Raw genomic sequence first — 22,788 nt, 5'->3', positions numbered from 1 at the left:
GGGCGCAAGCCCCAGCGGCCATCGTCGCCGTCCACCGACATCGCCTTCGGGCAGGAACGTGGAAGGCAACGGACCTCACGCCGGGCCCCGGCCCGCCGCCACTGCCAGCCACGTTCCGCACCGGTGCTGCCTGCCGGGAACGACGATGGCAGCACTGCCGGCGCATCGAAGGCTCCGCGCGCGGACCGTCCGCCGATGGCCGCCCTCTTCCGCTGCCTGCACGTGATGTGCGGGCAGCCTCGCCACGACCGGATCGACCCGGGTCATGGCGATTCATCCGCAACGGGTCGAACCACCAGAGCCATACAAGGAGAGACTCCCATGTTCTGGACCATCAAGGTCGTGATCGGCGACGGCGAGCGCGGCCTGGTGTATCGCAACCGTCGTTTCCAGCAGATCCTGCTGCCGGGCGTGCACCGCCTGTCGCCGTTCGGCGGCCGCCCGCACGTGGACATCCACACCGCATCGAAGGGCGCGGCCTACACCGGCAGCGACCAGGACAGCCTGATCGAAGCGCTGGGCGCACAGCTGGACACGCACTTCGTGCTGGCCAACGTCGGCGCCAGCGAGGTCGGCCTGTTGCTGCGCAACGGCCGCATCGATGAAGTGCTGCCGCCGGGCAGCCGCCGTCTGTACTGGCGCGGTTCGGTCGATACCCAGGTGCAGGTAATGGCGTTGGGTGACGAGCCGCGCATTCCGGCCGACGTGCAGCAGCGGCTGGGTCAATTGGGCGTGCTGCCGCGTGTGGCGGTGATCAGCACGGTGCCGAGCGAGTCGGTCGGCCTGCTGTTCATCGATGGCACGCTGCGGCAGACGCTGGACGCCGGCCTGCACGCGTTCTGGAACTTCAACGGCAACGTGTCGGTGGAGCGTGTGGAACTGCGCGCACGTTCACTGGACGTGTCCGGCCAGGAACTGCTCAGCCGCGACAAGGTGACCCTGCGGGTGAACCTGGCCGCGACCGTGCAGGTGGTCGACCCGGTGCGTGCGCACCGCACGCTCAGCAATGCCGATGAGTTCGTCTACCGGCAGCTGCAGTTCGGCCTGCGCCAGGCAATTGCCGCGCGCAGCCTGGACGAGCTGCTGGGTGACAAGGCGGCACTGGACGGCGAGATCGCTGCGCATGTGCAGGCGGCGATCGAAGGCCACGGCGTGCGGTTGCTCGGCGTCGGCATCAAGGACGTGATCCTGCCGGGCGAGATGAAGGAGATCCTCAACGGCGTGGTGCTGGCCGAAAAGCAGGCCCAGGCCAGCGTGATCCGTCGCCGCGAGGAGGCCAACGCCACGCGTTCGCAGCTCAACACCGCAAAGCTGATCGAGGACAACCCGGTGCTGATGCGCTTGAAGGAGCTGGAGGCACTGGAGAAGGTCACCGAGAAGATCGACACGCTCACCGTGTTCGGCGGCCTGGATGGCGTGCTGAAGCAGCTGGTGACGATCAGGTAGGGGGTAGCGGTGGCGCAGGGACGCGCCGCCGGCCCATCAAGGACATTCAGGAAGACATGGACACTCAACAGAACTATCAATGGCTGCATGCCGAGGGCACCACGCCGATCAAGGGCTGGGTCAACGGTGTGCCGCTGGAAGCGCAGGCGCATGAGCAGCTGCGCAACATCGCTGCGATCCCGTTCGTCGGGCCGTGGGTGGCCGTGATGCCGGACGTGCACCTGGGCAAGGGCGCGACCGTCGGCTCGGTGATCCCGACCCGCGGGGCGATCATCCCGGCCGCGGTCGGCGTCGACATCGGCTGCGGCATGGCGGCGGTGCGTACCACGCTGCGCGCCGATGACCTGCCCGATGACCTGCGGCAGCTGCGCAACAGCATCGAGCGCAGCATTCCGGTGGGCAACGGGCGCGGCGGCGAGCATCACCGCATGCCCGACAGCATCCACACCCGGCTGGTGCAGTCCGGGCTGGCCGCCGGCCTGGAGAAGATCAAGGACAAGCACCGCCGCATCCGCACCGACAAGCTGGACCGCCAGCTGGGTACGCTGGGCGGCGGCAATCACTTCATCGAACTGTGCCTGGACGAGACGGACACGGTGTGGGTGATGCTGCACAGCGGATCGCGCGGCACCGGCAACCTGATCGGCACCTACTTCATCGAGAAGGCGCGCGAGGAACTGGCCCGGCGCGTGCTCGGCTTCCACCTGCCGGACAAGGACCTGGCGTTCTTCATGGAAGGCGAGCCGCTGTTCGATGAATACGTCGAAGCCGTGTCGTGGGCGCAGGACTACGCCCGGCAGAACCGCGAGGCGATGATGTCGCGCGTGCTGGCCGAGATGCGCCACCGCTTGCCGAAGTTCCAGCTGGCAGCGATGGCGGTGAACTGCCACCACAACTACGTGCAGAAGGAGACGCACCACGGCCAGGAACTGCTGGTGACCCGGAAGGGGGCGGTGAGTGCGCGCGAAGGCGAGCTGGGCATCATTCCCGGCAGCATGGGCACGCGCAGCTACATCGTGCGCGGCAAGGGCAACGCCGACAGCTTCCACAGCTGCAGCCACGGTGCCGGCCGGGTGATGAGCCGTGGCACGGCGCGCCAGCAGATCACGCTGGCCCAGCACCGCGAGGCCACCGCGCACGTGGAATGCCGCAAGGACAGCGGCGTGCTGGACGAGTCACCGGCCGCGTACAAGTCGATCGACGATGTGATGGCAGCGCAGCTGGACCTGGTCGAGGTGGTGCACACCCTGCGCCAGGTGCTGTGCGTGAAGGGGTAACGGAGCGGTGCCGGCCAAGGCCGGCCTCTACCAGAGCAGCACGTCGCGTCGGGGGTCAGATCGCTTTCTGCGAAAGGGATCTGACCCCGGCACATTCAGCGCGGCACGCTGTCTTCGGCCACCAGCGCATGATGCACGCCGATGCCCGCGCGCACGCCTTCGGCCATGGCCAGGGTGATGTTGCCGACCGTCGTCGCATCGCCTGCGGCGTACACGTTGGGCACCGAGGTCTGCTTCATCATGTCGACCTCGATCAGCACCCCCAGCGGGCTCTCGACCAAGGCGCAGCCAAGCTGCTGCACCAATGGCGTGGCCATCGCCTGGGTGGCCGGTACGAACAGCGCACGCTGGGCGATGTGGCGGCCGTCGGCCAGCTCCACCTCCAGCCAGGTCGGCTGGTCGCCCTGCACGCCCAGCACCGGCGAGGTCTCGATCTGCACGCCGCGCTGCTGCATGGCAGCGCGTTCCTCATCAGTGATGTCCCGTCCCATGCTGAAGAAGGTGACATTGCCCCAGTCGGCAAACAGCGGCGCCTTGCCGGCGGACATCGGATGGCCGCCAAGCAGGCCGATGGCGCCGCCACCCACTTCGTAACCATGGCAGTAGGGGCAGTGCAGCACGGTGCTGCCCCAGCGCTCGGCCAGCCCGGGCAGTTCCGGCAGCTGGTCGGCGATACCGCTGGCCAGCAGCAGCTTGCGCGCGGCCAGCACCTGGCCATCGGCGGTACGTACTTCCACGCCCTCTGCGCTGGTGTTGGCCTGCACGGCCTCGGCATGCACCCAGCGCACCGTGGGGTAGTCCAGCAGCTGCTGGCGCGCGGTCTTCAGCAGCTCGGCACCACTGATGCCATCCAGCCCTGGCACCCCGTGCGAATGGCTGGCGAAGCGGTTGCGTGGTGAACCGGCATCGATGACGGTGACCGGCCGCCGGGCACGGGCCAGGATCAGGCCGGCGGCAATGCCGGCGTAGCTGCCGCCGACGATGAGCACATCAGGATTCATGGTGACCTTCCAGGGAACGGTGATGGGCGAGATGGCGTGCGAAGTCGGCGCCGAGCTGGTCCAGCGTGGTCGCCCGCAGGCGCGCCTCCAGCAACCGCTGTGCCTCGCGTGCCCCCTCCAGCAGCGCGCTGTTGACCAGCTGCTGGATCGGGCAGCCGCCGCCGGCGTCGCGGGCGCCGACCTGCACCAGCGGCGGTGCGCCCACGGCCAGATAGATGTCATGCAGGGTGATCGTTGCAGCGTCGCGGGCCAGCTGGCTGCCACCGCCATGACCGCGGGTGCTGCGTACCAGGCCGGCCTTGTGCAGCTGCGCCAGCAGACGGCGGATCACCACCGGATGGGTCGGCAGGCAGGACGCCAGCTGCCCGGAGGTGCGCGGGCCATCCTGGCCGACCAGATGCGCCATCACGTGCAGGGCGTCAGAGAGCGGGTTCGCGGATTTCATGTAACCACAGTAGTTACATTTATATCCCCTGTCCAGGGTCCGTATTTGTTCCATATGGACACATTTGTCCTATGAAACACTTCCTTCACATCACTAAACGAAACGCTAATGTGATGTTCGTCGCACTTCAGCGGAAGCGTAGCGGGTCGATACCGCATTGCCCCTTCCCGAGAGTGCTTCCCGATGAATGCGTCTGTCCGTGCTCCGCGCCTGCAGTCCAAGCTGCTCGGCGCGGTTTCTGTTGGCTTGGCCGTGGTCCTGCTGTGCGCGCTGGCAGGCCTGGTCTCCGCCTGGTTGAAGTTGTCCACCGAGGTCCCGCCCGAAGTCGCGCACAGCCGCGATGCCGAACGCCTGCAGCGTGAGTTCCGTGGCCAGGTGCAGGAATGGAAGAACGTGCTGCTGCGCGGGCACGACGATGCGCTGCGCCAACGCCACCTGGATGGCTTCGACAGCGAAGGCCGCCTGGTCGGGCAGCTGGCCAAGGGTCTGGCCACCAGCCCGGACCCGCGCACGCGTGAGCTGGCGCAGGCGTTCGTTGGCCTGCACGCGCAGCTGCAGCAGGACTATCACGCGGCGCTGCAGGCATTTGCCGCGGCCGGCTACGATCCCGCGGCCGGCGACAACCTGGTGCGCGGCAAGGATCGCCCGGTGGCGATGGCTCTGGATGCGCTGAGCACGCACGCCACGCAGGTGGCTGAAGCGGCGGTGGCGTCCCGTTCGCAGCAGGCGCGGCAGACCCTGCTGCTGTGCGCGGTGCTGACCGTGCTGGCCGCCGTGCTGCTGCTGATCGGTCTGGCCTGGTGGCTGCGGCGTGCGGTGGTGCAGCCGGTGCTGGCAGTGGAAGCAGCGGCGCGCGCGGTGGCCGCCGGTGACCTGCAGCACGCAGTACAGGTGCGCAGCCGCGACGAGATCGGTCGCCTCGCGCAGGCCATGCAGGCGGTGCAATCCACGCTGCGCAGCGTGCTGGATGCACAGGCCGCGATGGCGCAGGCGCACGAAGCCGGCACCATCAGCCATCGCATGGACGCCGCTGCCTTCCCCGGCGCGTTCGGCACCATGGTGGCCGACTGCAACGCACTGGTCGATGCGCACATCCGGGTGAAGATGCGCGCGATCTCGATCATGGGCCGCTACGCGGTCGGCGACCTCAGCCAGGACATGGAACGCCTGCCCGGCGAGAAGGCCGTGATCACCGAAGCACTGGACATGGCCAAGCACAACCTCGGCAGGATCAATGGCGAGATCCGCCGCCTGGCCGAAGCTGCCGGCGCGGGAGACTTCAGCCAGCGTGGCGACAGCGCGCGCTTCGAGCATGACTTCCGCGCGATGGTCGATGGCCTGAACCGCCTGATGCAGACCACCGAACTGAACCTCGGCGAAGTCTCGACGATGCTGCGCGCCATCGCCGATGGCCGTCTCGGCGCGCGCATGCACGGTGATTTCCAGGGGGTGTTCGCCCGTATCGCCGGCGATGCCAACACCACCGCCACGCAGCTGGCGACCATCGTCACCGACATCAAGCACGCCTCCGGCAACATCCACACCGCCGCCGCGGAGATCGCCGCCGGCAACAATGACCTGTCGCGCCGCACCGAGCAGCAGGCGGCCAACCTGGAGGAGACGGCGGCATCGATGGAGGAACTGACCTCCACCGTGCGCCAGAACGCCGAACATGCGCGCCAGGCCAACCAGCTGGCGATCGGCGCCCATACGGTCGCCTCGCACGGTGGCAGCGTGGTCGGCCAGGTGGTGGCGACGATGGGCGCGATCGAGACCTCGTCGCGGCAGATCGCCGAGATCATCAGCGTCATCGATGGCATCGCGTTCCAGACCAACATCCTGGCGCTGAATGCCGCGGTGGAAGCGGCACGCGCCGGCGAACAGGGCCGCGGCTTCGCGGTGGTCGCCAGCGAAGTGCGTACGCTGGCGCAGCGCTCGGCGGCAGCCGCGAAGGAGATCAAGTCACTGATCGAAGCCTCGGTGGAACAGGTTGGCCATGGCGCACAGCGCGTGCGCGAGGCAGGCGACACCATGGCCGAGATCGTTGCATCGGTGCAGCGCGTGACCGACATCATGGCCGAGATCTCCGCGGCCTCGCAGGAGCAGAGCGCGGGCATCGAACAGGTCAGCCAGACCGTGATCCAGATGGACGGCACGACCCAGCAGAACGCCGCGCTGGTGGAAGAAGCCAGCGCCGCCGCGCGCAGCCTGGAGCAGCAGGCCAACCGCCTGATCGATGCGGTGGATGTGTTCGACCTGTCGACCACGGCGGCGGCGAAGGGCGGGCTGGCACGCGCGGCTTGATTGATCCGGTTGCCGGCCAGCGGCCGGCACTACCGTCGAGCGCAGACAGGGGGAGTGCCGGCCGCTGGCCGGCAGCGTCCAACGCTGCATGGGTGGCGGCATGAACAGTGCGGACCAACGGTCCGCACCCACCACCACCTGCCGTCGTACACGTCGATGCAATGCACCGTTGCCGGCATGCACACGGCCGCTGGCCTACCCTTTCGTGGACATTCCCGCCTCCCTCCCCCTCTGCTGGAGCCCCCATGACTGTCCCCGCCTTCGGTCTCGGCACCTTCCGCCTGAAAGACCAGACCGTGATCGACTCCGTGCGCAACGCGCTGGCGGTCGGCTACCGCGCCATCGATACCGCGCAGATCTACGGCAACGAAGCCGAGGTCGGCCAGGCCATCGCCGATTCCGGCGTGCCGCGCGACGACATCTACCTGACCACCAAGGTCTGGATCACCGCGTTCAAGCGCGATGCGCTGCTGGCCAGCCTGCGCACCAGCCTGGAAAAGCTGCGAACCGAGTACGTCGACCTGGCGCTGATCCACTGGCCATCGCCGAACGACAAGGTCGACGTGCCGATGGAGGAGTACCTGGCCGCACTGGCTGAAGCCAAGGCGCAGGGCCTGGCCCGCGAGATCGGCATCTCCAACTTCACCATCGCGCAGACCCGCAAGGCGATCGGCATCCTCGGCGCCGGTGCCATTGCCACCAACCAGATCGAAATCCACCCCTACCTGCAGAATCGCCTGCTGGTGAAGTTCCTGCAGGACAACGGCATCCACATCACCGCCTACATGAGCCTGGCCTACGGCGAGGTGATCAAGGACCCGGTGATCCAGGCCATTGCCGGACGCCACCAGGCCACGCCGGCGCAGGTCGCGCTGGCCTGGGCGCTGCAGCAGGGTTTCTCGGTCATTCCGTCCTCGACCAAGCGCGAGAACCTGGCGAGCAACCTGGAAGCAGCAGCGATCCGCCTGACCGACGAAGACATGGCACAGATCGCCAAGCTCGACCGCGGCCATCGCCTGGCCAACCCGGAAGGCATCGCCCCGGCCTGGGATTGATTCCAACGACGGCGCGCGACTGCTCTGGTAGACGCCGACCTTGGTCGGCGCAGACGTCTGATCGATCGATGAAACACCGTGCCGACCAAGGTCGGCACCTGCCGGACGGTCAGCGCTCGGCAACACCGCGCAACATATCCAGCACGTCGTGGATGTCCAGTGGCTTGCATAGAAAACCGGCAGCTCCCAGCGCGCGGGCTCTTTCAATCACCTGTACCCGCGTATCCGCGCTCATTACAAGAACCGGTGGCGCGCCGGGGTCCCTGGCTAGCGACTCCAGCACCTCCCATCCGCTGCAGCCGGGCATGTGCAGATCCAGCAGCACCACATCAGGCTCGACTGCCGCGATTACTGCGCGCGCGTCGTGACCATCGTGGCGGGAGCTGAGGCGATGACCGGCGCTCTGCAGCAGGCGCTCTACCACGTCACGGTTGGTTTCCACGTCCTCGAACAGCAGGCAGTGCAGCGGTCGCACCGACGCTGCGTGTGACTGAAGAAGTTCTTCAAGGGAAGGAAGAGGGTCCACCTCCGTGGTTGAGGCCACCGTGAAGCGCCACGCGAATGAGGCACCGCCTGCTTCATTGCGGCTCACGCTGATCGTCCCACCCATGGCATCGGAAATCAGCCGCACGATGTACAGCCCCAGCCCGACACCCTGCTCGCAGCGTGCCTCACCTTGGCTGAGCTGTACGAACGGCGAGAAGATCATCTCCAGGTCCGCGGCTTCGATCCCCGTGCCGGAATCGCAGACCTCGATCTGAACCTGCCAGTCGTCACCCGATCGGACCGCAACGATGGATACCGACACCTCGCCCGCCATCGGGGTGAACTTGATGGCATTGCAGACAAGATTGGTCACCACCTGTTCGATACGTCCGCCGTCTGCCAGCATCCAGACATCGGGCTCACTCCCATCCAGCTGCAGAAGTACGCCCTTGTCGGCGGCAGCCGGCATGCAGGTCGCCTGCACGCTTTCAATGATCGACCGCAGCGAACAAGGATGAAGCCGCAACTGCAGCCGGCCACCATCGATGCTGGCTGCGTCCAGTACATCATCGATGCGGTGCCTGAGCGCCTGCGCCTGCGTTGCGACCGTCGCCAGTGCATGCCGTTGGGCCGTACTTGCCGTCCCCACTTCCAGCAGCTGGATCCCACTGATGATGGCGTTCAGCGGCGTCCGCAGCTCGTGGCTCATCGTACTGACGAATCGGCCCTGCGCCTCACGCGAAGCAATGGCACGCAGCGCTATGTCACGCATCGCGGCTACCAGCAACGCCGCTACCAGCGGCAACAGGATCGTCAATGCCAGCGCGTAGGCGAGGTAGGCGGGCCGAGAGACCCAGTAGCCTTCAGGCGCGGCCCACAGCAATGCCAGCGCAGTCGATGCAATCGCGGGAGCAATTGCCCTGCGGCCATACACCGCGGTCGCGGAGATCACGAGGAAAGGCAGGGCTGCATTGAGCGTCATCAGCAGGATGAACGCCGCGTCCACCTGGATCGCAACCATTGCCAGGCTGAGCAGAAGGCCTACCCCATCGCACCAGCGGTGGCAGCGCTCCATGCAGAGCCTTGCAACAAGTGCCCATGTCCCGGATACCGCGAGCAGTGCAACGGCCACCGGCAGCACGCGGGCCGCCTCATTGGCCAGAACCGGCTGCGGGCCATCCACCCACTGCCAGCACCACAGCACCACCAGTACCTGCAGCAGGACCCGGAACCCGCTGGCGCGTGGCTCCTGAAGGCACGACAGAAGCCAGGCCAGGCGGTGCATCTCCAGCGCACGGGCTGCCTGCAGCAATGCTGCCGGTGCGGAAGCCTGCGAGCACACACGGGGCTGGTGCACGTCAGCCTCCTTCCATCCGGAAATACGTCGTCGCACGATGCAGAAGACGCTGCGCGGACAGTGCCAACGCGCATGCCCGCCGCCGCACAGCGTACGCTTCTGTACCCGAGCGGAGACAGTCACTCAATGCGTCGCAGGCCAGCGTTACCTCGGCGCTGCCCAACGCCGAGGTCACGCTCTTCAAGGCATGCAGACGCGCCAGCTCCTGCTCCAAGCCACCGAAGGATTCGTCCTTCGCCTTGCTCATCCACTGCGATATCGCCGCGTCCAACGCTGCGGTGAATGAAGGCAGCTGGTGGGGCGACGTTGCCGCAATGAGACCTAGCATCGAGCGTTCCCCAAGCTCAGGCCGGTCCATGGCGTGTGGACCTGCGTTCAGCCCAAACCGGGACTTCAAGCTTTGCATCGCCTTCCTCCATCTGTCGCATTCAACACCTGAACGGATGTATTCCAGCGTCCTGTTACGCCTGACTGGAGACCTCAGGCGTCAGCATGCAGGACCCGCGAGCTATTGCATCCGCTGATGGATCTGTATGAAGAACTGCGGAAAGCAGCCACCCAGCAGATGCCCTGCGGCCACCGCGAGCATGATTCCGCCTACGATGGCAGCACATCGGGCCGGGTGTGACAGTCGCTTCAGGTCCATGGCATCCAGCATGTAGGCAACGAATGCGCTACGCCATCGGAATTCTTTCAAACTTTCCTCATGGACCACCATGCTGACACTGACACTTCTCCTGCTGCTTTCATGCAGCGTGCTGGTCTGGAAACGCCGTCTGCGCAGTGCTGCGTTTCTGGCGACGCTTCCGCTGGCCATGGCAGCCAGTGCCAGCGCCCCGGTCACGCAATGGTTGCTGGATCGCGCGCAGGGCACCCCTTTTGTCACTGATCACGGTGCACTTCATCCGCGCACTGTGATCGTGGTACTGGGTGCCGGCATCGACCACGATGCCCGGGGCTCCAGGCCCGGGCTGGCCGGTTACAGCCGCCTGATGAGGGCAGCACAGCGTTACCACGAATGCGATCGCACGCGGGAGGTCTGTACGGTGCTTGCCAGCGGAGGCGTCACTGCCAAGGGCGATGTCGCTGAGGCCGATGTCTACGCACGCGAACTGATTGCGCTGGGCGTGCCCACCGAGAGGATTGTCCGCGAGCGTGCCAGCAGGAACACCTGGCAGAACGCCCGAAACAGCAGTGCGATCATCGGGCGCAACAGCCCGCGGGTGGTGCTGGTGACCTCGGGCCTGCATCTCACGCGGAGCCTGATCTACTTCCGACACTTCGGCGTCGTGGCCGAGGGCCTGCCCAGCGACCGCCTCCGTGCCACCCCGGGGTGGCTGCCCTCCACATTCAATCTATTGCTGGTCGAAGTGATGTTGCATGAGCGTATCGGCGTTCTGCGCTACCACCTCTACAACCGGATGGGCTGGAACGACGCCCCCATCGAGCCGGTCAGTGTCGCGCCTGCAGCAACCACCCACGCATCGCCGCACTGACCTCGTCCGGTTTCTCCATCGGTGCCAGGTGCCCGCAGTCAGGCACCACCACCAGCTGCGAGTGCGGCACCATCGCGTGCATTTCCTCGCTCACCGCCAGCGGCGTGATGCGATCGTTCGCGCCGCACACGATCAGCAGCGGATCGCGGTAACCGGCCAGCACATCATGGCCATCGCGGCGTTCCAGCGCGCTCTGGCGCAGGAACACGTCCGCGCCCAGGCGGGCGGTCATGTCGCGCACGCGCTGCACCAGCACGTAGTCATCCAGCCGCGACGCATCGATGTAGCTGCGCATCAGCACATCGCCGAAGCCGTGGAACTTCCCCGGCAGGCGCACGCTGGCGCGTTGGCTGCGGCGCTGCTCGGCACGTTCCGGTGAATCGGCGTGGATCGAGGTATCGATCAGCGCCAGCTGCAGCACGCGCTCCGGCGCAATGCGCAGGATCTGCTGGGCGACGAAGCCGCCCAATGAGAAACCGGCCAGCGCAAAGCGCTCCGGTGCCTGTGCGAGCACGTCCTCGGCCACCGCCTGCAGGGTCTCGCCACGGGTCTGGTCGCCTACTGTGCAGTCGGCGATGTCGGCCAGGTCGGCCAGCTGCGCGCGCCACAGCTCGGCATCGTTGAGCAGGCCGGGCAGCAGCAGCAGGGGAATACGGTCGGTCATGGGGGTATTGTCGCGCCAGCACGGTGACGGAACCATGCCGCAACAGGCGGTTGCGTTGTAGAGTCGCGCCATGCTCGACTACTGCACAGCCCGTCGAGCATGGCTCGACTCTACAGAAGGCGGCGATACGGACGCGACCATGGCAGACCCCTACAACAGCGGCACCCCCACCCCACCCGCGCTCCGCTTCGATGATGCGCTGGTCACCACCGCCTTCGAGCTGCCTGGGCACCGCGTCGTGCGCAACCTCGGTGTGGTGCGCGGCATCACCGTGCGCTCGCGCTCGATCGTCGGCAACTTCCTCGGCGGTATCCAGACGCTCTTCGGTGGCAACATCACCATCTATACCGAACTGTGCGAACAGGCCCGCGAGGAAACCTACCGCGACATGGTCAAGCATGCGCGGCAGCTGGGTGCCAACGCGATCATCGGCATGCGCTACGACGCCACCGATGTGATGACCGGGCTGACCGAAGTGCTGTGCTATGGCACGGCGGTGGTGGTGGAGCCGATGCGTTGAAGCTGTAGAGCCGAGCCCATGCCCGGCTCAGGCGTGCCCGTGTGATGCAAGGCAGCCGAGCGTAGGCTCGGCTCTACAGGAATCAGGCCACCGGCGGGACGTCGGGCACCTCGACCTGCTGCACCGGCAGGGTCACCATCATCACCGTCGGGTCGTCCGGGTCCAGCTTCGTCTTGAAGCCCAGGCTCTGGCACATCGCCAGCATGGTGCTGTTCTCGCGCAGCACCTGGCCTTCGACCACGTCCAGGCCCAGCCACTTGGCGTACTCGATCATGATCGCCATCAGCCGCCAGCCGATGCCGTGGCCCTTCAGGTCCGAGCGGATCAGGATGCCGTACTCGCCACGGTGGTAATCCGCATCGGCATGCAGGCGCACCGCGCCCAGCATCTCGCCGCTGCGCGGTTCGATCGCCACCAGCGCAATCGAGCGCGCGTAGTCGAGCTGGGTCAGGCGCGCGATGAACTCGTGGCTGAAGTGCTTCACCGACTGGAAGAAGCGCAGGCGCAGGTCCTCGTCGCTGACGCGGGCGAAGAACGCACGGAACAGCGCGTCGTCCTCCGGCCGCACCGGGCGCACGAAGGCGCGGCCGCCATCGGACAGTTCGATGGTGCGCTCCCACTCCTTCGGGTACGGGAACACCGAGAAACGTGGATGGCCGCGGCCCTTGTGCAGGATGCGCGACGGCGCCACCGCCACGCGGGCGTCGAGGGCGAGGATGCCCTTGCCGTCGACCAGCAACGGGTTGATGTCCAGCGTACGCACTTCGGGAATGTCGGCGGCCAGTTGTGCAAGCTTCACCAGCGCCAGCGCCAGTGCGCGCTCGTCAGCCGCCGGCACGTCACCGTAGGCCTTGAGGATGCGCGAGGCGCGGGTCTGGCCAATCAGCTCGTGGGCCAGGCGCAGGTCCAGCGGCGGCAGCGCCAGTGCCTTGTCGTTGATCACTTCGACGGCAGTGCCGCCGCGACCGACCACGATCACCGGGCCGAACGTCGCGTCATCGGCGATGCCGACAATCAACTCGCGCGCCTTCGGACGCACGATGGTCGGCTGCACCAGCAGGCCATCGACACGCGCATCCGGCCGCAGCTGGCGTGCGCGCGACAGGATCGCGTTGGCCGCGCTCTGCACCGCCGGCAGCGTGGACAGGTTCAGGCGCACACCATCCACTTCCGACTTGTGCGGAATATCCGGCGAGAGAATCTTCAGCGCGACCGTGGCACCGCGTTCCAGCAGCGGCTGCGCCAGGTCCATCGCCTCGTGCGCATCACGCGCATGCATCACCGGCGCGGAGGGAATGCCGTAGGCCTTGAGCAGTTCATGCGTAGCCAGCGGGTCCAGCCACTGCTGGCCGTTGGCCAGCGCGGCATCGACCAGTGCGCGCGCGGCGGCCGTGTCGACGCTGAAGTCCTGCGGCAGGCTGGGCGGCGTTTCCATCAACGCGTTCTGCGCTTCGCGGTAGCGCACCAGATGCTGGAAGCCACGTACGGCTTCGGCCTCGGTCGGATAGGTCGGCACCCGCGCCGCGTTGAGCGTGGCGGTGGCCTGGTCGTCGTTGCCCAGCCACACCGCGAACACCGGCTTGTCGCGGTGGTGGCGCGGGCGCAGGCCGAGCGTGCGGGTGAGTGCCTGCGCGGCGTCCGCCGATGAGGTGAACGCGGTCGGCACGTTGACCACCATCACCGCGTCATTCTCGTTGTCGGCCAGCAGCGCTTCGATGGCCGCGGCATAGCGGTCACCATCGGCGTCGACCACGATGTCGACCGGATTGCTGCGCGACCAGCCCTGTGGCAATGCCGCATCGAGCTTCTGCACCGTGCTGTCGGACAGGGTGGCCAGCGTGCCACGCAGCGCGATCAGCTGGTCCACGGCAAGGCGGCCGACGCCGCCACCATTGCTGAGAATGGCCAGGCGGCGGCCAGGGAAGGTGCCCAGGCGCCCCAGTGATTCGGCGGCGGTGAACAGCTCGTCCAGCGCACCGACGCGCAGCAGGCCGGCGCGGTTGAAGGCCGCACCGTACACATCATCGGCGCGGGCCAGGGCCTGCACATGGGTATCGCGGCTGCCCGGCTGCACGCGCTCGGCGCGGCCGGACTTCACCACCACCACCGGCTTGGCGCGGGCGGCGGCACGCGCGGCCGACATGAACTTGCGCGCGTCCTTGATCTGCTCGACGTAGAGCAGGATGGCGCGGGTACGGTAGTCGGTGGCGAAGTAGTCGAGCAGGTCGCCGAAGTCGACGTCCATCGTATCGCCCAGCGAGACCACGGCGGAGAACCCGACCGAGCGCGCCACGCCCCATTCCACCAGCGCGGCGGCAATGGCCGAGGATTCGGAGACCAGCGCGAGGTCGCCCGCCTGCGGAAAATGTGCGGCGATGCTGGCATTGAGCCGCGCGTGCGGCGCGATCACGCCCAGGCAATGCGGCCCGAGGATGCGCAGGCCATGCTTGCGCGCCACCGCCTCTACCTGTGCAGACAACGAACCGGGGCCTTCGCCCAGGTGCGCGGTGAGGATGATCGCCGCCTGCACGCCACGTTCGGCGGCAGTGCGCACCACCTGCGGCACGATCGCCGCTGGTGCGGTGATCACCACCAGGTCCGGCACCCAGTCCAGGTCCTTCAGCCGCTTGACCGTGCGGATGCCATCGATCTCGGCATGCCGCGGATTGATCCACGCCACCTTGCCGGGGAAGCCGGTGCCACGCAGGTTGCGCATCACCGCGCGCCCGGCCGAACGCTCGCGCGGGCTGCCGCCGATCACCGCGACCGACTGCGGACGGAACACGGACTGCAGGTGGTAGGTACTCATGCGCCTACGGTACCCAAATTCCGTGGCGATGGGGTCGGAGGCGGGGTCGGCCCCCTTTTCGCAGGAAAGGGCTCTGATCCCCTGCTGCGGATATCCGGGGTCAGAGCCCTTCGCTGCGCGAAGGGATCCGACCCCGGCGTGCACGTTTTGTTACAGCAGCGTGCCGTGCAGGATCATCGCGGCGATGCTGAAGTAGATCACCAGGCCGGTCACATCCACCAGGGTGGCCACGAACGGGGCCGAGGCGCTGGCCGGGTCGAAGCCGAGCCGCTTCAGGATGAAGGGCAGCATCGAGCCGGACAGCGAACCGAAGGTGACGATGCCCACCAGCGCGGCGCCGATGGTGATCGCCAGCAGGATCCAGTGCTCGCCGTAGTCGTGCAGGCCGCCCAGCTGCCAGATCACGATGCGCACGATGGCCAGGCAGCCGAGGATGGCGCCCAGCACCATGCCGGTCGGCACTTCGCGCAGGGCCACCTTCCACCAGTCGCGCAGGCGCAGTTCGCGCAGTGCCAGGCTGCGGATCAGCAGCGAGGTGGCCTGCGAGCCGGAATTGCCACCCGAACTCATGATCAATGGGATGAACAGGGTCAGCACCACTGCGCGCGCCAGTTCGTCCTCGTAGTGCTGCATCGCGCTGGCCGTCAGCATCTCGCCCAGGAACAGCACGCTCAGCCAGCCGGCGCGCTTGCGCAGCATCTCGAAGAAGCCGATCTGCATGTACGGCTTGTCCAGCGCTTCCATGCCGCCGAACTTGTGCGCGTCCTCGGTGGATTCCTCGATCAGCGCATCGAGCACGTCGTCCACGGTGACGATGCCGAGCATCTGCTGCTGCGCGTCGACCACCGGAATCGCCAGCAGGTCGTGGCGGCGGATCAGCCGTGCCACCTCTTCCTGGTCCATCAGCGCATCCACTGTTACCGGCGGATTGACCTGGGCCACGTCCAGGATCGATTCCTCGGGCAGGCCGGTGATCAGCCGGCGCATGGTCACCACCTGCTGCAGCTGCTGGCTGGCCGGCTCCAGCACGTAGATCGCGTACACCGTCTCGCGGGTGCGCTCGACCTGGCGGATGTGCTGCAGGGTCTGCGCCACGGTCCAGCTGGCGGGCACCGCCACGTACTCGGTGGTCATCAGCGCGCCGGCGGTGTTCGGCGGGTAGCTGAGCAGCTTCTGGATGACCTGGCGGGCGTCGGTGCCCAGCAGCGGGATCAACCGCGCGCGCTCTTCCTCATCCAGCTCGTGGACGATGTCGGTGGCGCGGTCGTCGGCCATCAGGCCCAGCAGCGCCGCAGCCCGCGCGGGTGGCAGTGCGGCCACCAGCTCACCGCTGCGGTGCAGCTCTGGCGCTTCGAGCATCTTCACTGCACGCGGCAACGGCAGCGCAGCCAGCGTTTCCGCGGCGCGGGTCAGGTCCAGCGTGTTGAGGAATTCCACCGCGTCGGCGGTGTTGTAGTTCGCCAGCGGTGCGGCCAGTGCGGCGGCATCGGCCACCGGGCGCAGCAATTGCTTCTGGTTCATCGGTTTTGCCTTGTGGGGATGCGACCTCGCGCAACGCCAACGCAGGCAAACCGTCCCGGTGTCAGGCGGTGGCCATCGCTGGCGTCGAACGAGGTCGACTTCTACTGTCGCTGGACATGGGTTGGGGACTCCGGGATGCGTATGCCAACGGACGCGCCGCCAGCGGCGGGCAGTCTGGACCCGTGGGCCATGCAGGTCAACCTGGGCGCCCCGCGCTGGGTGGCCGCCCGGCCGGTTGTTCTCGTGCATACACAGGCCGGCGCGCATAATGTCGTGGTGGCGCTCGCCACGCCCTCCCCCATCCGAACGGACGCACAGCGGGCTCCCCCGATGACCAGGTATTCCCATGCATAGCGGTGGTCTGGAACTGGCCCTGGTACTGCTGCTGGCGGCGGTCATCGCCGTGCCGGTGTTCAAGAAGTTCGGCTTCGGCGCGGTACTGGGCTACCTGGCGGCCGGCGTGGTGCTGGGCCCGGACGGGCTGGGCTTCGTGCAGGACGCCGACCGCATCCTCGGTGCCGCCGAGATCGGTGTGGTGATGCTGCTGTTCGTGATCGGCCTGGAGCTGTCACCGGCACGCCTGAAGGTGATGCGGCGCTCGGTGTTCGGCGCCGGCGCGGCGCAGGTGGCGTTGTCCGGGCTGGTGCTGGGCGGCCTGCTGCTGCTCGATCACTTCCAGTGGAAGAGCGCGCTGGTGGTCGGCGTGGCGCTGGCGCTGTCATCCACCGCGGTCGGCCTGCAGCTGCTGTCCGAGCACAAGGCGATCAACAGCGACCATGGCCGGCTCGGGTTCGCCATCCTGCTGTTCCAGGACCTGATCGCGATCCCGCTGCTGGCGGCCATCCCCCTGCTGGGCGGAGTGAAGAACGAGACCCTGCGCTGGGAAGATGCGGCCGTGGCGCTGGGTGCGCTGGCGGTGGTGATCCTGTGCGGACGACCGGTGCTGCGCAAGGTGTTCAGCATCATTGCGCGCACCCGCAGCCCGGAAGTATTCACTGCCACCGCCCTGCTGGTGGTGCTGGGCACCGCCTGGTTCATGCAGGAAGCCGGCCTCAGCCCCAGCCTCGGCGCGTTCCTGGCCGGCGTGCTGCTGTCCGATTCGGAGTTCCGGCATGAGCTGGAAGCGCAGATCGAACCGTTCAAGGGGCTGCTGCTGGGCCTGTTCTTCATCGCAGTGGGCATGGGCATCGACCTGGACCGCATCGCCGCCGAGCCGTGGCTGATCGCCGCGGGTGTCGGCATCCTGCTGGTGGTCAAGTTCAGCCTGCTCTACGCGGTTGGACGTGTCGCCCGGCTCAGCTCGCGGCAATCGCTGCTGCTGGGCAGCGTGCTGTGGCTGGGCGGCGAGTTTGCCTTCGTGGTATTCAACGAGGCACAGCGCGCGCACCTGCTGGGCAACGCCAACCACGACCGGCTGGTGGCGATCGTCGGCCTGTCGATGGCGATCACGCCGCTGCTGATGATCGCGCTGCTCAAGCTGCTCGGCCAGGAAAAAGCCGCACCACGCGCGGCGGCCGAGGCCGACAAGGTGGCGCCGGACAACCGGCCCAAGGTGCTGATCGCCGGCATGGGACGCTTCGGCCAGGTGATCGCGCGCCTGCTGACCGCGCAGAAGGTGCCGTTCGTGGCGCTGGAAGCGAACCCGGACACCGTTGCCGACCTGCGCCGCTTCGGCAACCAGCTGTACTACGGCGATCCGACCCGGCCGGAGATGCTGCGTGCGGCGGGGGGCGAGCACATCGATGTGTTCGTGATCACCGTGGATGACCCGGAGACCAACCTGCGCGCGGTACGCATGGTGCGCCGGCTGTACCCGGACGCGACGGTGCTGGCGCGTGCACGCAACCGCCAGCATGCGTGGCGCCTGATGGACATGTCGGCCGAGCCGTTCCGCGAAGTGTTCGGCACCAGCCTTGAGATGAGCGGACGCGTGCTGACCGCGCTGGGCGTGGCGCCGGACGTGGCCGAACGCCATGTGCAGCGCTTCCGCGAGCACGATGAGCAGCTGCTGCGCGACCAGTATCTGGTGTACGACGACGAGGCAGCGGTGATCCAGACCTCGCGCGACGCACGCAACGACCTGATGCATCTGTTCGAGGCCGACGCGGAAAGCGACGGCAAGTAGGCGTGCCGACCAACGGTCGGCACCCACCGGTGGCAGGATCGGCACTACCCACTGCGGATTCCGATCCCGGTGCTCAACCGTTGTCGCGCAGGAACCGCGCCATCGACGAAACGCCCGGCACGCGCGGTTCGAACTCTCCAGCGACGTCGATGAAGCCGCGCATCACCGCGATCTCGCGCGGGCTGCGGTTGAGGCTGTCGCGCACTTCCGGATCGGCACCGGCGCGCAACAGGCGCTGCACCAGCAGCGGCAGTCCATGCAGGGCGGCCAGATGCAGCGGGCCGAAGCCGCGCGGATCGCGCACGTCCAGGCTGACGTCCTCATCCAGCAGGCGCTCCACCGCCGCCATCACCACCTGCTCGTCGCAGGCGGTACCCGGCTCGGCGCGTGCGCCCAGCAGCAGCAGCAGCGGCGTGACCGAACCGGCGGCGGCCTGGTCCGGCTCGGCGCCCGCCAACAGCAGGGTGTCGAGCAGGGCCAGCAGGCGCGAGCGGTCGCGGGCACTGAAACCGTACAGCGCGGCACAGTGCAGCGGGCCCAGCTGCTGCGCGTCACCGGCATGCACGTCGGCACCGGCAGTGAGCAGGCGCGCGACGATGTCCGGCAGGCCCAGCGCCGAGGCCAGCATCAGCACGGTCACCCCGCCCGGCAGGCGATGTTCCAGCTTGGCGCCGGCATCGAGCAGGGCCGAAACGATGTCGACCTGGCGCATGCTGACCGCCGCCGACAGCGGCGTCGCACCGCTTGCAGCGGCGTGCTGCGGATCGGCACCGCGCGCCAGCAGCAGGTCGGTCACGGCCAGGTGGCCACCACCGGCCGCACGCAGCAGCGCGGTGCAGCCCTGTGCGTCGACCGCGTCGACGGCAAATCCCAGATCGATCAGGCGACGCACGGCGTCTACATCACCGGCCATCGCAGCGGCCGGCAGATCGGCCTCGCGCAGGGTACGGCGCGGCAGCGGCCACACCCGCCAGTCCAGCCAGTCGGCCAGGTCACGGCGACCGATCGACAGCGCCACGCCCAGTGGCGTCTGACCGTCGGCGGCACGTGCTTCCGGCGAGGCACCGTGCTGCACCAGCAGCTTCAGCGCGCCTTCGCGGGCCAGGGCGGTGGCCAGATGCAGTGCGGTCATGCCATGGCTGTCGCGCGCTTCGCGATCGACACCGGCCTTGAGCAGGGCCTGCTGCAGGCGCAGCCAGCCCAGGCGTACCGCCAGCGACAGCGGTGGGTCACCGGCCGGCGAAGCGGCGAACGGATCGGCGCCACGCTCCAGCAGTTCCAGCGCCAGTTGTTCGAGGCCGCGGGCGGCCTGGTCGTGCTGTGCGCAGGCGGCCAGGAAGCGTGCCAGCCCACCGCGCCCGGCCGGCGACAGGCCGCGCTGCAGCATGACCTGCAGCGCCGGCACCGCGTCGATGCCGCGCGACAGCAGCGCGAACATCGGCGTATCGGCGCAGGCGTCGCGCACATAGGGATCGGCACCGTGGGCCAGCAGCCAATCGACCGCGCGCGGCTCCAGGGCCAGCTCCGGATCGAGCAGCAGGCCGCCCAGTTCTTCCGGCTGGCACAGCCTGGCCAGCGCGGCCATGCCATCGGTGTTGCCGAAGCCCAGCGCTTCGCGCAGCAGGGTCAGCGGCGGACGGTCCGGCAACAGGCCGCTGGCGCTGGCCGCTTCACCGCGCTCGGCCAGGCCATCACTGACGGCTGCCGGCAGCGGATAGGACGGGTCCAGCAGGGCCACGATCGCCCAGCGGCCCGCTTCGGCCGCATAGTCCACCGCGCGGCGGCCAACCGGGTCGGTGGCGTCGGCGGCGATGCCCAGTTCCACCAGGCGCTTGATCAGCAGCGGCGAGACATCCTCGGCCATCACTGCCAGCTGCACCGCATTGCGGCCTTCGCCGTCCACCGCGACCAGGTCCGGCTTGTGCGGCAGCAGGTGCTCGACCACGGCGGCACGGCCGGCACGGGCGGCTTCCAGCCACGGCGTGCGGCCCAGTGCATCGCGCGCTTCCAGGTTGGCGCCGGCGCCCAGCAGCACGCCGATGATCTCCACGTGGCCGGCCAGCGCTGCCTCGTGCAGCGCGCTGCGGCGCTGGCGATCACGCGCGTCGGCGCGTGCCTTGTGCTTGAGCAGCAGCTGCACGCCGGCCGGATCGTCGTCCTCGGTGGCGGCGGCGGCCAGCAGCACCGGGGTGCCATCGGCCGGTTCGCTGCGTGCACCGCGCTCGAGCAGGAAGCGGGCCAGGCGCCAGTTGCCGACCTGGCAGGCCACCGCCAGCGGCGACCAGCCCTCGCGGTTCAGCGCATCGACTTCGGCAGCGGCATCGCGCAGCAGCGCGGCAACGCCCGGGTCGGAACTGCGTGCGGCATGGTGCAGCGGGGTGTTGCCATCGCTGTCGGTGGCACGTGAATCGGCGCCGTTGGCGAGCAGGGTCATCACCGCTTCGGGGCGGCCATGCCAGCTGTCGCGGGTGGCGGCCAGCAGCGGGGTCATGCCCCGGTGCGGCGCGTTCACATCTACGCCGCGGGCAATCAGCTCGCGCAGCAGGCGCAGGTCCGGCAGCACCGCCGCCAGCACCGCCAGGCTGCGCTGGTCACGCCAGTTCGGGTCCGGCAGCGCATACGGATCAGCACCGGCCTGCAGCAGCTGCAGGCCGCGGTCGACGCGGCCCTGGCGCGCGGCCTCATACAGGGCCGGTGTCAGTTCCTGCGGCGCCATCGCCTCCAGCGGCGCGGTTTCGGCCGCAGCGGGGAACATCGGTTCCTGTTCGCTGCTGGCAGCGGCGAACGGGCTGGGGCGCAGCGACACCAGCGGCGCGGGCGCAACCCGCTGCAGCAGCAGGTGCAGCGCCGGCGACAGCAGCACGACCGCCAGTGCGGCGGGCCAGCGTGCGCCGTCCGGCAACAGGCCCGGCCAGGCCGGCAGCACCACCAGTGCGGCCAAGGCGATCACCAGCGCGGCCACGCCAAGACCACGCCAGGCGGTCAGGTCGCGGCCGGCCAGCGCCTGCCAGTGCTGGGCCAGGCTGCCATCCAGGCGTTCGACATCGTTCCACAGCGGCCAGGTGCGCCAAGCCGCCAGCAGGCCGGCACTGACCAGCACGCTCAGGCCCAGCACCGCCGCCAGGCTGCCGCTGTCACGCAGGGCCGCCAGCGGCCAGGCCAGCAGCAGCGCCAGCAGCAATGGCGCGGCAGCCCACAGCGCCAGCAGTGCGGGCAGGTCCTGGCGTGCGACCACCTTCAGCGGCAGCAGCGCACGGCTGCGACGCCACCACGACACGCCCAGCGCGAACGCCGGCTGCGCCAGTGCGGCAAGGATGGCACCCGGCACACCGCCCACCGCGGCGCCCAACGCCAGCATGGCACCCACGGCGAAGGCGATCGACAGGGCACGCGGACGGGAGGTGTCAGTCATAGTGTCGCGGCATCAGGCTGGCCACCGACGGCGGCACCTGCAGGTAGAACCCGCGTTCGCTCATTTCGCTGCGGACCTTTTCAGGATCGGCCTGGGCCAGGCGGCGCTGGACATCCAGGGCCACCTCCAGGACGAAGGTGAGCGTCCCCAGCGAGGTGAGCAGCGGCGCGGGCAGCGCGCTGAAATCATCGCGTCGGGGAACGTAGACGTAGGTGTCCGGCTTGAGTTGGCTTTTATAGACGTAGGCGTGCATGTCCGCGGGACGATAACCCGGGAAGAGCCATGATTGTGTCGGAAAGCCGACACCGGGGAAAGCCGTCAGCCGACGATGGCGGCGCGATCGGCGGCGTTTCCCTTGCGAGGTTCAGCAATGTGGCGGCGACGTTCAGCCAACGCCGCCGCCACACGGGCACTTACTTGACCTTGGCGTAGGTGCCCTTCAGCGCGACACCGGCGAGGATGGTGCCGGCATAGCACTCGTAATTGGTGCTGCTCTTGAACTCGTTCTTCTTGTAGTAGCTGACGATGTCGACCACGGCGTTGGCGCCGCGCGACCTGGCGCCGTCCTGCAGCGCGCGCAGCGCCGACAGCGCGACCCAGCGGCAGGCCTCGGCATCGCTCTTGTTGGCGGCGTTGGTCTTCTTGTTGGTCACGTCTTCACCCAGGCGCTGCTGCACGCTGACCGGCTGGCCGGCCAGGTAGAAGCGCACGCTGCCGTCGATGCCGGCGTCCTTGGCAGCCTGCGAGCTGACCAGCTCCTGCAGGGACTGCTCGACGCGGGTATCGCGGGCAGAGGCGGTGGAGGTCAGGGCCAGCAGCGCGGTGGCAGTGGCGATCATGAGAGTGCGGCGCATCGAAACTTCTCCTTGT

The 22,788-nt window shown here is 68.1% G+C and carries 18 protein-coding genes; 7 read left to right on the top strand and 11 right to left on the bottom strand.

From position 1 onward, the window contains the following. The first annotated feature begins 321 nt into the window (after positions 1–321). On the top strand, positions 322–1,446 hold the full coding sequence (locus tag VG556_RS11090) for a slipin family protein (RefSeq protein ID WP_005411579.1): 1,125 nt from the start codon (positions 322–324) through the stop codon (positions 1,444–1,446). Positions 1,447–1,502: 56 nt separating this feature from the next. After that, the gene (locus tag VG556_RS11085; RefSeq protein ID WP_100450784.1) at positions 1,503–2,723 is read left to right on the top strand and encodes an RtcB family protein; all 1,221 of its coding nucleotides are present in this window, start codon (positions 1,503–1,505) and stop codon (positions 2,721–2,723) included. 95 nt (positions 2,724–2,818) lie between these two features. Here VG556_RS11085 and VG556_RS11080 read toward each other — a convergent pair whose 3' ends face one another. Both VG556_RS11080 and VG556_RS11075 read right to left on the bottom strand, forming a co-directional pair. Beyond that, positions 2,819–3,724: an NAD(P)/FAD-dependent oxidoreductase gene (locus VG556_RS11080; RefSeq protein ID WP_100450785.1), complete on the bottom strand. Its 906-nt coding sequence runs from the start codon at positions 3,722–3,724 to the stop codon at positions 2,819–2,821. After that, a complete protein-coding gene (locus VG556_RS11075; RefSeq protein WP_100450786.1) occupies positions 3,714–4,169 on the bottom strand; it encodes an Rrf2 family transcriptional regulator in 456 nt (151 codons plus the stop codon). The genes VG556_RS11080 and VG556_RS11075 overlap by 11 nt, the downstream gene beginning before the upstream one ends. Before the next feature lie 183 nt (positions 4,170–4,352). Between VG556_RS11075 and VG556_RS11070 the strand changes: the two genes are divergently transcribed. Together VG556_RS11070 and dkgB are read left to right on the top strand one after the other, a co-directional pair. Continuing rightward, positions 4,353–6,473, top strand: coding sequence for a methyl-accepting chemotaxis protein (locus tag VG556_RS11070; RefSeq protein WP_100450787.1), 2,121 nt, complete (start codon positions 4,353–4,355; stop codon positions 6,471–6,473). A 245-nt stretch (positions 6,474–6,718) separates the two neighbouring features. After that, entirely contained in the window at positions 6,719–7,528 is an 810-nt protein-coding gene (gene dkgB / locus VG556_RS11065; RefSeq protein ID WP_046433168.1) for a 2,5-didehydrogluconate reductase DkgB, read from the top strand. 109 nt (positions 7,529–7,637) lie between these two features. Here dkgB and VG556_RS11060 read toward each other — a convergent pair whose 3' ends face one another. The 3 genes from VG556_RS11060 to VG556_RS11050 form a co-directional block, all read right to left on the bottom strand. After that, positions 7,638–9,371, bottom strand: coding sequence for an ATP-binding response regulator (locus VG556_RS11060; protein ID WP_238381494.1), 1,734 nt, complete (start codon positions 9,369–9,371; stop codon positions 7,638–7,640). A 1-nt stretch (position 9,372) separates the two neighbouring features. Then, entirely contained in the window at positions 9,373–9,777 is a 405-nt protein-coding gene (locus tag VG556_RS11055; RefSeq protein WP_100450788.1) for a hypothetical protein, read from the bottom strand. Positions 9,778–9,879: 102 nt separating this feature from the next. Next, on the bottom strand, positions 9,880–10,215 hold the full coding sequence (locus VG556_RS11050) for a hypothetical protein (RefSeq protein ID WP_238381495.1): 336 nt from the start codon (positions 10,213–10,215) through the stop codon (positions 9,880–9,882). Between VG556_RS11050 and VG556_RS11045 the strand changes: the two genes are divergently transcribed. Then, complete coding sequence (locus VG556_RS11045) at positions 10,187–10,867, top strand: YdcF family protein (protein WP_242884007.1); 681 nt, start codon at positions 10,187–10,189, stop codon at positions 10,865–10,867. The genes VG556_RS11050 and VG556_RS11045 overlap by 29 nt on opposite strands. On the opposite strand, the gene VG556_RS11040 is transcribed toward VG556_RS11045, so the two are convergent. Next, positions 10,824–11,531 (bottom strand): alpha/beta fold hydrolase, encoded by a 708-nt coding sequence (locus tag VG556_RS11040; protein WP_046433177.1) that lies wholly within the window; start codon positions 11,529–11,531, stop codon positions 10,824–10,826. The genes VG556_RS11045 and VG556_RS11040 overlap by 44 nt on opposite strands. A gap of 139 nt (positions 11,532–11,670) precedes the next feature. Here VG556_RS11040 and VG556_RS11035 point away from each other — a divergent pair, with 139 nt between their 5' ends. After that, entirely contained in the window at positions 11,671–12,051 is a 381-nt protein-coding gene (locus VG556_RS11035) for a YbjQ family protein (protein WP_014648827.1), read from the top strand. An 82-nt stretch (positions 12,052–12,133) separates the two neighbouring features. Here the strand turns inward: VG556_RS11035 and VG556_RS11030 are convergent, their stop codons facing one another. Continuing rightward, positions 12,134–14,860 (bottom strand): bifunctional acetate--CoA ligase family protein/GNAT family N-acetyltransferase, encoded by a 2,727-nt coding sequence (locus tag VG556_RS11030; RefSeq protein ID WP_049406816.1) that lies wholly within the window; start codon positions 14,858–14,860, stop codon positions 12,134–12,136. Positions 14,861–15,010: 150 nt separating this feature from the next. Next, positions 15,011–16,381: a magnesium transporter gene (gene mgtE, locus VG556_RS11025; protein ID WP_014648829.1), complete on the bottom strand. Its 1,371-nt coding sequence runs from the start codon at positions 16,379–16,381 to the stop codon at positions 15,011–15,013. 346 nt (positions 16,382–16,727) lie between these two features. Here mgtE and VG556_RS11020 point away from each other — a divergent pair, with 346 nt between their 5' ends. Next, positions 16,728–18,506 (top strand): monovalent cation:proton antiporter-2 (CPA2) family protein, encoded by a 1,779-nt coding sequence (locus tag VG556_RS11020; RefSeq protein WP_014648831.1) that lies wholly within the window; start codon positions 16,728–16,730, stop codon positions 18,504–18,506. Positions 18,507–18,579: 73 nt separating this feature from the next. On the opposite strand, the gene VG556_RS11015 is transcribed toward VG556_RS11020, so the two are convergent. The 3 genes from VG556_RS11015 to VG556_RS11005 form a co-directional block, all read right to left on the bottom strand. Next, positions 18,580–21,918: an ankyrin repeat domain-containing protein gene (locus tag VG556_RS11015; RefSeq protein ID WP_032960601.1), complete on the bottom strand. Its 3,339-nt coding sequence runs from the start codon at positions 21,916–21,918 to the stop codon at positions 18,580–18,582. After that, the gene (locus VG556_RS11010) at positions 21,911–22,171 is read right to left on the bottom strand and encodes a YcgL domain-containing protein (protein ID WP_049404015.1); all 261 of its coding nucleotides are present in this window, start codon (positions 22,169–22,171) and stop codon (positions 21,911–21,913) included. Before VG556_RS11010 ends, VG556_RS11015 begins: the two co-directional genes overlap by 8 nt. 160 nt (positions 22,172–22,331) lie before the next feature. Further along, positions 22,332–22,772: a hypothetical protein gene (locus tag VG556_RS11005; RefSeq protein WP_032960605.1), complete on the bottom strand. Its 441-nt coding sequence runs from the start codon at positions 22,770–22,772 to the stop codon at positions 22,332–22,334. Between the last annotated feature and the right edge of the window lie 16 nt (positions 22,773–22,788).

The organism is Stenotrophomonas sp. CASM106, assembly GCF_049384825.1.
Classification (GTDB): Bacteria; Pseudomonadota; Gammaproteobacteria; order Xanthomonadales; family Xanthomonadaceae; genus Stenotrophomonas; species Stenotrophomonas muris.
The sequence above is the reverse complement of the archived record's forward strand: the minus strand, read 5'-3'. Positions and strand labels throughout refer to the sequence as shown.

Coding starts and splice junctions, on each gene's coding strand:
- VG556_RS11090 (WP_005411579.1), top strand. CDS start 322: ATGTTCTGGACCATCAAGGTCGTGATCGGCGACGGCGAGCGCGGCCTG.
- VG556_RS11085 (WP_100450784.1), top strand. CDS start 1,503: ATGGACACTCAACAGAACTATCAATGGCTGCATGCCGAGGGCACCACG.
- VG556_RS11080 (WP_100450785.1), bottom strand. CDS start 3,724: ATGAATCCTGATGTGCTCATCGTCGGCGGCAGCTACGCCGGCATTGCC.
- VG556_RS11075 (WP_100450786.1), bottom strand. CDS start 4,169: ATGAAATCCGCGAACCCGCTCTCTGACGCCCTGCACGTGATGGCGCAT.
- VG556_RS11070 (WP_100450787.1), top strand. CDS start 4,353: ATGAATGCGTCTGTCCGTGCTCCGCGCCTGCAGTCCAAGCTGCTCGGC.
- dkgB (WP_046433168.1), top strand. CDS start 6,719: ATGACTGTCCCCGCCTTCGGTCTCGGCACCTTCCGCCTGAAAGACCAG.
- VG556_RS11055 (WP_100450788.1), bottom strand. CDS start 9,777: ATGCAAAGCTTGAAGTCCCGGTTTGGGCTGAACGCAGGTCCACACGCC.
- VG556_RS11045 (WP_242884007.1), top strand. CDS start 10,187: ATGGCAGCCAGTGCCAGCGCCCCGGTCACGCAATGGTTGCTGGATCGC.
- VG556_RS11040 (WP_046433177.1), bottom strand. CDS start 11,531: ATGACCGACCGTATTCCCCTGCTGCTGCTGCCCGGCCTGCTCAACGAT.
- VG556_RS11035 (WP_014648827.1), top strand. CDS start 11,671: ATGGCAGACCCCTACAACAGCGGCACCCCCACCCCACCCGCGCTCCGC.
- VG556_RS11030 (WP_049406816.1), bottom strand. CDS start 14,860: ATGAGTACCTACCACCTGCAGTCCGTGTTCCGTCCGCAGTCGGTCGCG.
- mgtE (WP_014648829.1), bottom strand. CDS start 16,381: ATGAACCAGAAGCAATTGCTGCGCCCGGTGGCCGATGCCGCCGCACTG.
- VG556_RS11020 (WP_014648831.1), top strand. CDS start 16,728: ATGCATAGCGGTGGTCTGGAACTGGCCCTGGTACTGCTGCTGGCGGCG.
- VG556_RS11015 (WP_032960601.1), bottom strand. CDS start 21,918: ATGACTGACACCTCCCGTCCGCGTGCCCTGTCGATCGCCTTCGCCGTG.
- VG556_RS11010 (WP_049404015.1), bottom strand. CDS start 22,171: ATGCACGCCTACGTCTATAAAAGCCAACTCAAGCCGGACACCTACGTC.
- VG556_RS11005 (WP_032960605.1), bottom strand. CDS start 22,772: ATGCGCCGCACTCTCATGATCGCCACTGCCACCGCGCTGCTGGCCCTG.